Annotated in this window: 14 protein-coding genes; 4 read left to right on the top strand and 10 right to left on the bottom strand. The window is 35.5% G+C overall.

Going from position 1 to position 12,816, the window contains the following annotated elements; genetic code table 11:
• On the top strand, positions 1-665 hold a 665-nt coding region (locus Q0Q99_RS12050), incomplete at its 5' end, for a TCP-1/cpn60 chaperonin family protein (RefSeq protein WP_293896286.1).
• Positions 666-736: 71 nt separating this feature from the next.
• Here Q0Q99_RS12050 and Q0Q99_RS12045 read toward each other — a convergent pair.
• From Q0Q99_RS12045 to xrtF, 8 genes are all read right to left on the bottom strand, one after another.
• Positions 737-1,558 (bottom strand): hypothetical protein, encoded by an 822-nt coding sequence (locus Q0Q99_RS12045; RefSeq protein ID WP_293896283.1) that lies wholly within the window; start codon positions 1,556-1,558, stop codon positions 737-739.
• Between the two features lie 68 nt (positions 1,559-1,626).
• Complete coding sequence (locus Q0Q99_RS12040; RefSeq protein WP_293896280.1) at positions 1,627-2,310, bottom strand: VTT domain-containing protein; 684 nt, start codon at positions 2,308-2,310, stop codon at positions 1,627-1,629.
• 59 nt (positions 2,311-2,369) lie between these two features.
• Complete coding sequence (locus Q0Q99_RS12035) at positions 2,370-3,080, bottom strand: DUF2490 domain-containing protein (RefSeq protein WP_293896278.1); 711 nt, start codon at positions 3,078-3,080, stop codon at positions 2,370-2,372.
• A 62-nt stretch (positions 3,081-3,142) separates the two neighbouring features.
• Positions 3,143-3,514 carry a heavy-metal-associated domain-containing protein gene (locus tag Q0Q99_RS12030; protein ID WP_293896275.1) on the bottom strand — a complete coding sequence of 124 codons (372 nt, stop codon included), beginning with the start codon at positions 3,512-3,514 and terminating at the stop codon, positions 3,143-3,145.
• A gap of 16 nt (positions 3,515-3,530) precedes the next feature.
• The gene (locus Q0Q99_RS12025; protein WP_293896272.1) at positions 3,531-5,552 is read right to left on the bottom strand and encodes a TonB-dependent siderophore receptor; all 2,022 of its coding nucleotides are present in this window, start codon (positions 5,550-5,552) and stop codon (positions 3,531-3,533) included.
• 52 nt (positions 5,553-5,604) lie between these two features.
• Positions 5,605-6,006 carry a hypothetical protein gene (locus tag Q0Q99_RS12020; RefSeq protein ID WP_293896269.1) on the bottom strand — a complete coding sequence of 134 codons (402 nt, stop codon included), beginning with the start codon at positions 6,004-6,006 and terminating at the stop codon, positions 5,605-5,607.
• Between the two features lie 45 nt (positions 6,007-6,051).
• Positions 6,052-6,498, bottom strand: coding sequence for an exosortase F system-associated protein (locus tag Q0Q99_RS12015; protein ID WP_293896266.1), 447 nt, complete (start codon positions 6,496-6,498; stop codon positions 6,052-6,054).
• Positions 6,473-7,030 carry an exosortase family protein XrtF gene (xrtF, locus tag Q0Q99_RS12010; RefSeq protein WP_293896263.1) on the bottom strand — a complete coding sequence of 186 codons (558 nt, stop codon included), beginning with the start codon at positions 7,028-7,030 and terminating at the stop codon, positions 6,473-6,475. The genes Q0Q99_RS12015 and xrtF overlap by 26 nt, the downstream gene beginning before the upstream one ends.
• Before the next feature lie 70 nt (positions 7,031-7,100).
• Here xrtF and Q0Q99_RS12005 point away from each other — a divergent pair, with 70 nt between their 5' ends.
• From Q0Q99_RS12005 to Q0Q99_RS11995, 3 genes are all read left to right on the top strand, one after another.
• Entirely contained in the window at positions 7,101-7,556 is a 456-nt protein-coding gene (locus Q0Q99_RS12005; RefSeq protein WP_293896260.1) for a GAF domain-containing protein, read from the top strand.
• Between the two features lie 100 nt (positions 7,557-7,656).
• A complete protein-coding gene (rpsO, locus tag Q0Q99_RS12000; RefSeq protein ID WP_293896257.1) occupies positions 7,657-7,926 on the top strand; it encodes a 30S ribosomal protein S15 in 270 nt (89 codons plus the stop codon).
• A 153-nt stretch (positions 7,927-8,079) separates the two neighbouring features.
• Positions 8,080-10,263 (top strand): polyribonucleotide nucleotidyltransferase, encoded by a 2,184-nt coding sequence (locus Q0Q99_RS11995; RefSeq protein WP_293896254.1) that lies wholly within the window; start codon positions 8,080-8,082, stop codon positions 10,261-10,263.
• A 99-nt stretch (positions 10,264-10,362) separates the two neighbouring features.
• On the opposite strand, the gene Q0Q99_RS11990 is transcribed toward Q0Q99_RS11995, so the two are convergent.
• Together Q0Q99_RS11990 and Q0Q99_RS11985 are read right to left on the bottom strand one after the other, a co-directional pair.
• Positions 10,363-11,049, bottom strand: a complete 687-nt coding sequence (locus Q0Q99_RS11990; RefSeq protein WP_293896251.1) for a hypothetical protein — start codon at positions 11,047-11,049, stop codon at positions 10,363-10,365.
• A gap of 273 nt (positions 11,050-11,322) precedes the next feature.
• The gene (locus Q0Q99_RS11985) at positions 11,323-12,606 is read right to left on the bottom strand and encodes an FISUMP domain-containing protein (protein WP_293896248.1); all 1,284 of its coding nucleotides are present in this window, start codon (positions 12,604-12,606) and stop codon (positions 11,323-11,325) included.
• Between the last annotated feature and the right edge of the window lie 210 nt (positions 12,607-12,816).

Raw genomic sequence — 12,816 nt, 5'->3', positions numbered from 1 at the left:
TCACCGTCGACAAAGAAACAACTACAATTGTTGCAGGCGCAGGCGCAGAAGATACCATCAAGACACGTATCAACCAGATCAAAAAACAGATCGAAACCACTACTTCTGATTACGACAAGGAAAAACTGCAGGAACGTTTGGCTAAATTGGCTGGTGGTGTTGCCGTACTTTATGTTGGTGCTGCTTCTGAAGTAGAAATGAAAGAGAAAAAAGACCGTGTTGACGATGCGCTTCACGCAACTCGTGCCGCAGTTGAAGAAGGAATTGTTGCCGGTGGTGGCGTTGCTTTGTTAAGAGCAAAATCTGTATTAAATAGCATAAAAGCAGACAATGCTGATGAGGCTACCGGAATACAAATCGTTTCCAGAGCTATAGAATCTCCATTAAGAACCATTGTTGAAAATGCAGGTTTGGAAGGCTCAGTAGTTGTAGCAAAAGTTTCTGAAGGAAAAGCGAATTTTGGTTATAATGCCAAAACTGACGAATATGTAGACATGCTTAAAGCCGGAATTATTGATCCTAAAAAAGTAACGCGTGTAGCACTTGAAAATGCAGCATCAGTAGCGGGAATGATTTTAACCACTGAATGTGCTTTGGTAGAAATCAAGGAAGAAAATGCAGGTGGTGGAATGGCAATGGGCGGCGGAATGCCGGGAATGATGTAAGATTGTTAAATTATGAAAATAAAAAAGGATGAGTTTGGCTCATCCTTTTTGTTTTTGTATGAAAATTCAAATTAATTATAATAGTAAAAGTCTTCGACCATACTACTTCCAGTAAGGGGTGTAAGCTCATGCGCTGTTAAAGGATAATCATTTACGTCAAATGTATATTGGATAAAGTAGCTATCTGCATAATCCGAAAAATAATAATCTGCGTTAAATGCCATATGCTCTATTCCTAAATCCAATACTTTATTATTCTTCTGAACATCGGAAATTCTTAGATTCATTGGTTTCAAAATGGAGTAATAATTAAAATTCAACAAATTAATGGGATTGTCGAAAAACATTGAGATTGGCTTATTACCAACATAATTCAATTGGGTTACACTATTGTTATTCAGGATATTTTGCTGATAGTAAATCATCCCTGTTGAATTGACTTTGAAAAAAAATACTGGCGTAATAGTACTTCCCTCAACTTTATTCTTAGTTACCGTATGATTAACGTCGTCATAATCATACGCATATTTAAAATTTATATTTCCTGATGCATCGTACGATGTCACGGTAGTTAATCGTCCAGTACTATCGTATTCCACAATTATTATTTTTGTAAGTACATTTAAATTGTCGAATGTGTTAGTTGTTCTAGACTGAGAACTATACACATACTGTCTTTTCCTCACAAAGTTATTATTGGCATCGAACACTGAATCCAGAGTGCTTCGATTCTCAGTGTCATAGTAAGAGATGATTTTTGTTTGAAAATTGGCCTGTTGCGGGATGTAGCTAATAATTTTTTCGATGGTTTGGGAATTCGTTGAAGAGTTTTCGTTGGAACACGAAAAGAACAGGCCTCCAACAAGTATCAGGAAAAGTAAAGAATGTTTCATGGTTTCGGTTTAAATTCTGAATAAGATTACAAAAATTATTCCAAAACACCAAGCTTATTTGGACTTTTTTATTCTTGCTTTCCAGGCTCTTTCTTGATAACCTTAAGAAAAACCGGAAGTGTTGAAACAACTATTATTCCTATCACTATAATTTCAATATGCTTCTTTAAATCAATGTCAAACTTTTCCAAAAATAATCCATAAAGATAATGACCCGAGAAAATTAAAATAAACGACCAAAGAAATGAACTTACGATGTTGTAAAACATAAACTTCTTTTTATCCATCGCAACAATTCCGGCTACAATAGGCGCAAAGGTTCTGAGGATAGGTATAAAACGCGCAAAGATGATGGCTTTTCCTCCATATCGTTCGAAAAACTCTTTGGATTGGATAAGATATTTTTTCTTAAACCAAAAGCTGTCATTCTTTTTATATAAGTAATAACCACTTCGTTCCCCAAACCAATAACCCATCATATTACCTAATATTCCGGCAACTGCAACAAGTAATGATAATAAGGTAACATTTACGATATCATTTTTAATAAAAGTGAAATTTTCAATCAAATCCCGGCTATATATTCCAGCTAAAAAAAGTAAGCTGTCACCCGGTAAAAAGAAACCGGCAAAAAGTCCTGTTTCTGCAAATACAATAAACAATACAATCCACAATCCAATTTTCGCGCCGCCAACAGACAGGGTTATATAAAATTCGGGGTTTAGCAATTGCATCCAGTCAAAATCACTCATGAATTATAAGTTTTATCGAGCGTGAAATTAGTCATATTTTTTTGGATTCCGCGTTAAAATTAAAGCTTTTGCAAATCTAAACTATGAAACATAGTAACAGAAATAGTGTGATTCATTGCATTATTCCCATAACTTGAGGTAACAAATTGATTCATATATCCCAATTCAAAACGAAATTTATTGTTGTAATTAAACCCAAGTCCCAAAAGGAATCTATTCTGATCCATGAATTTTGAATTAATGGTATTCGATCCAACGGTTAGGAAAATTTCATCCTGAAGTATGGCATAAATTTCCTCTTTTTCAGATTGTAAATTTGCCAGATGAAATAGATTTCTATTCAAATAACGAAATCTGTTTTGATAAGATGTACCATTATCAGCCAATTGTTCAATCCAACGCTGCTCTAACCTAAATCGATGTGTCGTTGTATTCTGCCTCCATTTTTTATTGAGTTGGTATTGTTCCCAAATTCGGTTTTCCTTATAAAATTTATCCGCTGATACATTTAAAGTATTGACTAAAGCATAACCGCCAATTAGGGTTTGCGTAGATGATAAAAAATAGATTCCTCCAAGTCTAAAAGCATTTTGTAGATTCTGTCCTAATTCATTATCAAATCTTGATTGCCCCTCTAAATTGAATCCCCATCTTTCAGAAACCTTAAACTGACCAATATAAGCAAACCACACTCGTTGATTTTGAACTATTTTTTGAGAAAAAGAGCTTCCATATATTAGCAATAACAAAACGAGTACAGTTTTTTTCAAATTTCTTTTTCTTGTAAAAATATGCATAAAAAAAACTCCTTAAAAATTAAGGAGTTTTTAAATTATTTTCTCTCGTATTGACAACAACCATGAAGTTTGTTATAAACCTCATTTGTGGCTTTAACGTCCTCAGAATCGTGACCAACTTTCGCAACTACTTTTTTCACATCAAGAACTGAACATTTTTCTTCATTAATAATTACCTGTAACAGGTGATTTTCCATATTCCATTCAGCGCTTTTAACGCCCGAAACAGAAAAAGCTGCTTTTTCGATTCGCTTTTTACATTGTTCACAGTTGCCATTCACTTCAAATTCGTATTTGGCATTTTTACTTTTTTTAGCTCCGCTCAGTTCGGCTGTGCCTTGGGTCTCTTGTGCTTGTGTTGAAAATGCCACGAAGAGTAACATCATTCCTAAAATTATATTTTTCATAATTATTTATTTAAAGTTATTTTATTTTAAATCGTAATCCTGCGTAATACATTTGTCCAAAAATCGGAGCATAAACAATTGACGTATCAAAATTTGGTCCAAAAGGATTGTCTGAACCTAAAATGGCTTTGTCCTGACGATAGTTTCCAATATTTTCTCCACCAATATACATTTCAAATGTACTCGAAAAAGTTCGTGTGATTTGAGCATTCATAACAGCAAACGAAGGTGAGAATTCCGGCAATCTGTCTTGTGGTGGATTACCTGCCGTATTAGGCAGTTGTTGCTTTCCAAGCCAGTTCGTTGTGAAATCAAACTTCCATTGTCTTCCGTGTTGAACTATATGCGTTGCAAATTCAATATTGGCAAAAAATCGATGCTTTGCCTGCAGCGGTCTTTGATAACTTCCGGAAAGATAATCAGTAGAAATGTCGTAATATTTATATGCCGTTCTCAAATTCAAGTGCTTAATGATTTCCAAATTGAAATCGAGTTGTAAGCTATTAGCGTATGATTTCCCTTCTAGGTTATAAAACAAAGCCTGTTGCGGTGAATTCATAACATCTACAACCGCCTGATTTTGGAAATCGGTTCGATAAAAATCGATAGTTGCATCGGCATTCATACCAAAAAAATTGAAACTTTGTGTAAAACTCAGACCATAATTCCATGCAATTTCTGGATCTAAACCATAAACTTTTCCATTGGTATCAAGGATAGAAAACGTTCTTGAACTTGCAAAGAGATTTTGGTTTTCAGCGAAAATATTAGCCGCTCTTTTTCCTCTTCCTGCTGAGAATCGCAACGCAGCTTTTTGCCAAGGATTGTATTTCACATGCAATCTTGGCGTAAAAAATGCACCTAATCTATTGTGATAATCAAATCTTGCTCCCAAAATATAGCTGAATTTATCATTGTCATTATAAGTATATTCGAAGAAAACTCCGGCTGAATTGTCTATTCTACTTACGTCGGCAAGGTTTACAAACTCCGAGTATTTATCGTAGGTGAAATTTAATCCCGTTGCAAATTTGTGTTTGGTGTTATTGATTATTGAATTTAAAATCAGATTGGAATAATAGCTTTGCTGCTTGATATCGTATTGATTCAGTCCCAAATACGATTGCTGATTATGACTGCTGAATGCATTTTGAAAACCAATGCTTTGATAAGGCATATCCTTGAAAACATAGCCCACTTTTGATGAAAAATCAATTCGTTCAGTGTTGATTTCTGAACCCCAATAATTGGTTGTCAATCGGTCTCTATTTGGGTCAAATTCAATTTGTCCGGTTTGTTTTTTATCATTCATATACCGAAGATTGATAAAGGAAACCCAACCCGTTTCCGCGCAGGCGTACTGCCAACGGTTGATGATATTAAACTGCTTTCCGAGTGGATTATCCAGAAAACCATCTTCATTCATATCGTTTTTGGAAACACGTGTATTCCCGTGGACAAAAAGACTCGTTGACCAATCATCTGAAATTATCTTATTGAAATGCGTATTCAATTCGAAACGCGAATCGGTCGAACCATACGCATTCAAATAAAACGGAATATCCTTTAAGGGTTTTATTAATTCGGTATTGATTTGACCTGAAATACTTTCGTAACCATTTACAACGCTTCCGGCACCTTTGGTAATCTGAATGCTTTCTACCCAAGTTCCAGGCGTGAATGACAATCCATACGCTTGCGATGCACCACGAACTGAAGGAATGTTTTCTTCGGTAATCATAATGTACGGACTTGTTAAGCCCAACATTTTGATTTGTTTGGTTCCTGTGAGTGCATCCGAAAAATTAACATCGATAGATGGATTTGTTTCAAAGCTTTCCGCCAAATTACAACAGGCTGCTTTGAGCAATTCTTTGCTGGTAACAAGCGTGGTATTTGCTGTTCCTGATATTGATTTTTTTAGTCCTTTTTTATTAGATTCAACGGTTACGGTTTTCAAAGTATCTTTTTTGATATCCTCTTGTGAAAAGGTGACGGCAGAAATTAATAATGTTAGGAATAACAGTATTTTTTTCATTTGTTAAAATTTTAATATTCGTGATTAAGTGATTACTTATCGAATACTAAAATCAGCAGTAAAAAGTATATTGGCTGTACAAAAGATACAATGGCGGCGCATGTGCATCGCAATAGTAATTAAGGCAGTTTTTTAATTTAAAGTTTGATTTTGTAACAAAAATAAAATGGTTATAACTAGAGGTATTCGGAATAAAATCACTGTCAAATGATACGGATTTAACAATTATCAGATCGGCTTTAATTTCCGCTTTAATGATTTTGTCATTACAACATTTGGAATTCTTCTCAACAACTCCACAACAATCCTGTTCAGCTTTTTGAGCCGATTGAATTGTGCTTAATGTTATTGAAGCAACTTCATCATCGCAATAATGCACATTGAAGGCCAATCCTAAATTGGAAACCAATAGGAGAACCGTTAACAATATACTAATGTGTTTTCTGAAAATCATGAGCCAAAGTTATGAAAAAGAAAAGATTGCTTTCTTAATGCATTGTTATTTTTTGATTTGGGTCTGATAATAAAAAGCTGGAATAAACAATAAAATAAAAATCGGTTGAATCAAAAATCTTCTTATGTAGAACAAAGTCATTTTGCTTTCTTCTGCAAAAAATGTCAAGACAAAAATGAAGCTAATCATCAATATTGAACCTAAAACCATATAAAGGAAGGCCGAGAATTTTACAATTTGCTTGTCTTTAAAAATGACATACAACAGCAATAATGAAATCACAGAATTGAGATAAAATCGCAATCCTAAACTGAAAAACAATTTGAAAATGTTGATTTTCGGAAACGATAAATTTGCATATTCATCTTTGAAATAATTTAAAAACGGGTCATAGAAAAGCGTGTCTTCGAATACTCTAATTAAAATCAGAAGCAATATCAAGAACAATGACCAGCTTATTTTCCCTTTATTTCTTATTAATTTCTGTAGCATACAACGAATATTTATTAACCCAAATTACCCATAACAAAAACACAATTCCATAAATTAACAACGGAAAAATTACACCGTGTAAAAAATGCTCATATTGCGGCAGATTGTATAGTGCGACACACAAAAGCGCAATCCGGCCAATATTCAATACATGAATCAAAATAGTTCCAAAGGCGATAAACAAAATTGTTTTTTTAAATTTTCCGGTAAACGCAATCACAAACGAAATAAATAAAATAATCACACTTAAAGCGTTGCATCCTTCAATAATTCGAGAAATATATTTGCCTTTATAAAATAATTTCACACTTGGTTCACTAAGATGAGGCATGGTATAGGATTTCGAATCAAACCAGGACAAAACCGCCGCAGATTGTTCAGCAACAGATTGAGTGAAAGAATCTACTTCTGCATTTTTAGTATCATAACGATTCAGATAGGTTTGATAAATGAAGGTTAAAATCAAATAACTGGCAATAAATTTTCCAAGAAAAAGTAAAAAAGGTTTATATTCCAGCAGCAATTTTTTCAAAAGATAATTTTTAACAAATTTATATAAAATAAAAAAAGTTCAGTCGTTACATTTGCATAAAAAATTGAACATGAATTTCGAACGTTTAAAACCTCAGGTGATGGCTATTCTTTCTGAATCAAATGCCGAAAGAGATATCAAATTGCAACATCTTTGCCAGTTCTTATCGGACAATGTTGATTATTACAATTGGGTTGGATTTTATTTTGCAAATCACGAAAATAAAACCCTTCACCTTGGGCCATACGTTGGAGCGGAAACTGACCACTCTGTAATTCCATTCGGTAAAGGAATTTGTGGTCAAGTCGCAGAATCCAATCAAAATTTTGTTGTTCCCGATGTTTCTGCTCAGGATAATTATATCGCTTGTAGCTTTACCGTTAAGTCGGAAATTGTGGTTCCACTTTTCGTAAAGAAGAAAAACATTGGGCAAATAGACATTGACAGTCACGTGATTGACCCTTTTACAGAAGCTGACGAGCGTTTTCTTGAATTTGTAAATGAAGAAGTGGCGAAATTGTTTTAATCGTTCTTTTTTATTTGCCTAATCAAAAAAGAAGATTATCTTTGCACACGAATTAGGAAAATCCTAATTCATACATAATAATCATTTAAATAATATTAGCATGTACTTAACTAATGAAGTTAAAGCAGAAATCTTCGCCAAACACGGAGGAAAAGCAGAAAACACAGGATCTGCAGAAGGACAAATTGCATTGTTCACATTTAGAATCTCTCACCTAACTGAGCACTTGAAAAAAAATCGTCACGATTACAACACCGAGCGTTCGTTAGTACTTTTGGTAGGTAAAAGAAGGAGTCTTCTTGATTACCTTAAGAAAAAAGAAATCAACAGATATCGTGAGATCATAAAAGAATTGAATATTAGAAAATAGTCAATATAAAAAGAGGTGCCCACGCGCCTCTTTTTTTTAGGTTAAAAAGAAGAAAAGTTTCGGTTTTTCATTGGGTTACAAACAACAGCTACAAAAACACAACTAATCTGTCGACAGGCAAGAACCAATGTAAAAATTAAAAAGGAAAAATTTATGATTCCACAATTATTTGTAGAAAAAATCGATTTAGGTGATGGCAGAAACATCACAATCGAGACAGGTCGTTTGGCAAAACAAGCTGACGGTTCTGTAGTAGTTAGAATTGGTAAAACTGTAATCTTAGGAACAGTTGTATCATCAAGAAAAGCAAGTCCGGGTATTGACTTTTTACCATTAACGGTAGATTATCGCGAAAAATTTGCTGCAGCAGGACGTTTTCCCGGAGGTTTCTTCAAAAGAGAAGCTCGTCCAAGCGACAACGAAGTGCTAACCATGAGATTAGTTGACCGTGTATTGCGTCCGCTTTTCCCAAGTGATTACCATGCAGAAGTTCAGGTTATGATTCAGTTAATGTCACATGATGATGAAGTTATGCCGGATGCTTTGGCAGGGTTAGCAGCTTCGGCAGCACTTGCCTTGTCTGACATTCCTTTTGAAACATTAATTTCAGAAGCGAGAGTGGGAAGAATTGATGGAAAATTCATTATCAATCCATCTCGTGCTCAATTGGAATTATCAGATATTGATATGATGATTGGTGCTTCAACAGACTCTATCGCAATGGTAGAAGGTGAAATGAAAGAGATTTCAGAAGCAGAAATGTTAGAAGCCATTAAATTCGCACACGAACACATCAAAAACCAAATCGCTGCGCAAGAACGTTTGCAGGCTGCTTTTGGCAAAAAAGAAGTTCGTTCTTATGACCAAGACAGAACAGACGATGCTATTCACGCTAAAGTGAAAGCAGCGGCTTATGATAAAATTTACGCCATTGCAAGCAAAGGTTCGGCTAAACAAGAACGTTCAGCTGCATTCGATGCTGTAAAAGAAGAAGTAAAAGCATTATTTACAGAAGAAGAAATGGCTGAAAATGGAGATTTAGTTGGAAAATATTTCTACAAAGTCAACAAAGAAGCGGTTCGTAACGTAACGCTTGATTTAGGAACCCGTTTAGACGGAAGAAAAACTACAGAAATCAGACCAATCTGGTGTGAAGTAGATTATTTACCATCAGTTCACGGGTCGGCATTGTTTACACGTGGAGAAACTCAGGCATTGGCAACTGCAACTTTAGGAACTTCAAGAGAAGCTAACCAAATTGATTCGCCATCAGAACAAGGAGAGGAAAAATTCTATTTACACTATAATTTTCCGCCATTTTCTACAGGAGAAGCTCGTCCGTTAAGAGGAACTTCAAGAAGAGAAGTTGGTCATGGGAATTTGGCTCAAAGAGCTTTAAAAAACATGATTCCAGCGGAAAATCCATATACAATCAGAGTTGTTTCTGAAGTATTGGAATCGAATGGTTCGTCTTCTATGGCAACTGTTTGTGCCGGAACATTGGCTTTGATGGATGCGGGAGTTCAGATGATTCGTCCTGTTTCAGGAATTGCAATGGGATTGATTACGGATGGTGATCGTTTTGCTGTTTTGTCTGATATCTTAGGTGATGAAGATCATTTAGGTGATATGGATTTCAAGGTAACGGGAACTTCAGAAGGAATCACGGCTTGTCAAATGGATATCAAAATTGACGGATTGAAATATGAAATCATGGAGCAGGCTTTGGCTCAGGCTCGTGATGGACGTTTACACATCCTTGGAAAATTGGTTGAAACTTTAGCCTCACCAAGAACTGATGTGAAAACTCATGCTCCGAAAATTATCATGAGAACCATTCCTGGCGCTTTCATTGGTGCCTTAATTGGTCCTGGCGGAAAAGTTATTCAGGAATTGCAGAAAGCAACTGGTTGTACTATCGTAATTAACGAAGTTGACGAACAAGGTGTTGTTGAAATCTTAGGAACAGATCCAGACGGAATTGCAGCAGTATTGGCAAAAATCGATTCTATTATTTTCAAACCAACCATGGGCGAATCTTATGAAGTGAAAGTAATTAAAATGCTAGATTTTGGTGCCGTTGTAGAATATACTGACGCTCCAGGAAATGAGGTTTTATTACACGTTTCTGAATTGGCTTGGGAAAGAACAGAAAATGTTTCTGATGTTGTAAATATGGGTGATGTGTTTATGGTGAAATATTTAGGTATTGATCCAAAAACAAGAAAAGAAAAAGTGTCGAGAAAAGCACTTTTGCCAAGACCGCCGAGAGATGAAAATGCTCCTGCGAGAGAAGATCGTGGACCACGTCCTGAAAGAAGAGATGATAGAAGATAATATTTTTTAGATTATAAAAAACCCCGATTCATGATTTTGAATCGGGGTTTTTTGGTTATGAAGTGTGCCCTTCGACTGCGCTCAGGGTGACAAAAGAGATTACGGTGCTGGTGGTGGTGGGTTTGTTCCTCCTGCTTTTTTGGAGGAACGCATTGATTTTATGATTTTGGAGATGACGTATTGGTCTTCGAAAGGGGTGTTTTTGAATACTTTTTTGGCTTTGTCTGCTATTTTTATGATGTCGTTATAAAGGTTGGTGTATTGACTATTGTTGTTTCCTGTTAGGACTGCGCCGCTATCCATGGTTATTTTTTGGTCTTTGTTCTTTTTGGCGAGGCTATCTTTGTGGGCTGCTAACGCATCAGGAAAAGTAGTTGCCATTCCTTCTTCTTCTATTGGGGTTTGGTTTGCTTGGATGTATTGTTTTAGGGTTTGTATTTTATCGACAGCGCCTTCGATGTTGTGGCTTCGTAGGTCGTGGATGAGGGCGGTAACTAGGGTGTTGTCTAGGCCTGCGTCTTTGATGTAGTCTTTTAGAAAGATTAATTCTTGAACCAGTACATCAGATTCTTCATAGAGGCTTTTAGTGATTGCTATTTGTTGCTGGGTTATTACATACTTTTTTTCTTGGATTTTGATAGCCTCTAGTTTAGTTGAGAAACTTTCTTTGAAGGTTTCGTTTAGTTTTGGATAACGTGCTTTGATTGCATCTACATCGCGATTAAAGTTGGCAAGAATAATGTCACCTAGTGGTGTGTACTCTTCGATTTTGATTGAAAATGACATGTTATTAGTTTTTAAAGTTATTATTTTATGAGTCAGACACGGTTTTTATGGCGTCAGACTTCATTTTATGGTTTCAGACTTCGTTTATGTAGCACCAGACTTGATTTATTTGATACCAGACACCATTTATTTAACACAAAACATGGTTTATGGAATGCCAGACCTTATTTATATAACGTCAGACTTTGTTTTGGACTACCAGACAACGTTTATATATTGGCAGACTTGGTTGATTGTTATACCTGGACCGATTAAAAGTTACGCTTATGAGGATTAATCCTTGATGCAGCGTACTGAAAAACCGTTTTGATTATAAAGATAGGATTTAACGAAATAACCATTAAAATTATTAAGTCGTCGATACCAGGCTGATGAAAGAAACGGAGTTGAACTCCAAAAGAAAGCTAACTCACCAATAGACTGGAATGTTCCAGCTATTCCTAAATCACTTTGATAAAGAGCACCGCCTGGAAGCCCTGTAAACCCACTACTATTGGTAGCATTCGTGTTAGCTATCCAATGCGCGGTGCCTGTTTCTTTCATAGCGCCACCTGCAAGTGCATCTCCGCCTAAACAATCTCTCAAGGTATCCCATTCTGTATTAGAAGGCACATGAAAACCAGCAGGAACCAATCCTCTTGGGTCATTCACTGCATACCAATTGTATAATTTTCCGTAGGTAGTTCCATTAGCAGTTGTATTAGTATAATAACACCAAGCTCCAGTGGTTAAATTTACCCATTGTGTAGGATCTGTAACCTGAGGGATAACATCTCCATTTCTATATTTAGTAACATTTAAGTTTGATTTTGTCCATACCTGACTACAGATGGTCACTAATTGATAAGTGTTTCCGTCTACATCGGTTACTGAAGTACTTGAGGTGTTAGCGGTTATAAAACTTAAGTCTGCACCATAAGCTGTTCCAACACTATTGGTGGCATAGGCTCTTACATGATAAGTAGTGTTTGCAGAGAGAGCTATTAGATTACTCGCAAAAACTCCTGTACCTGTTCCGTTAGTTGATTTTGTAATTAAAGCAACAGTAGGATTGGCACTGGTGCTCCAACATACGCCTCTTGCGATTATTGCTGCTCCTCCATCACTTGAAATAGCTCCTCCTGACACCGCAGTTGTTGGAGTAATTGACGTAACCGCTGTGGTGGTTAATATAGGTAAACTGCTTACGCTTGATGTGGTAAGAGTAAACTCATTGGAATAAGCTGCTGAATTACCCGCAGAATTATAGGAATATACTCTATAAGTATAATTAGTACTTGGTGTTAGACCAGAATCGTTATAAGTTACTACATCAGTATTAACAGTCCCTACAACAGCATAACTTCCTATTCCTGTTTTTCGTTCTATTTTAAAACCCGTTTCATCGGATGCATTATCCGTCCAAGACAGATTTACTTGGGATGTAGCGATGACAACACCATTTAAATTAGATGGAGCTACAGGGATAACTACTGTTGTATTATTTGAATCAGAACTGGTTGTGCATCCGTAAACTAATATGAATGAAATTAATAGTATTGAAATTTTTGCTTTCATGGTTGTTGTATTTAATTGTTGTTTTTTGTTTGTATCATAAAAAATTTCCCGAATCAAAAATAATATAAGTTTAACCCGTTGGGTGTAATTATTTAAAGTAAAAATAAATTGATTAAATATTGGTCAAGATACTGAAATTCAGTATCTTGAAGTCGCAAAACAAACCAATATTCATGTCAAATATAGTTAAAAATTATTTAAGAGTTTTAG

Source organism: Flavobacterium sp., from assembly GCF_025352425.1.
Classification (GTDB): Bacteria; Bacteroidota; Bacteroidia; order Flavobacteriales; family Flavobacteriaceae; genus Flavobacterium.
The sequence above is the reverse complement of the archived record's forward strand: the minus strand, read 5'-3'. Positions and strand labels throughout refer to the sequence as shown.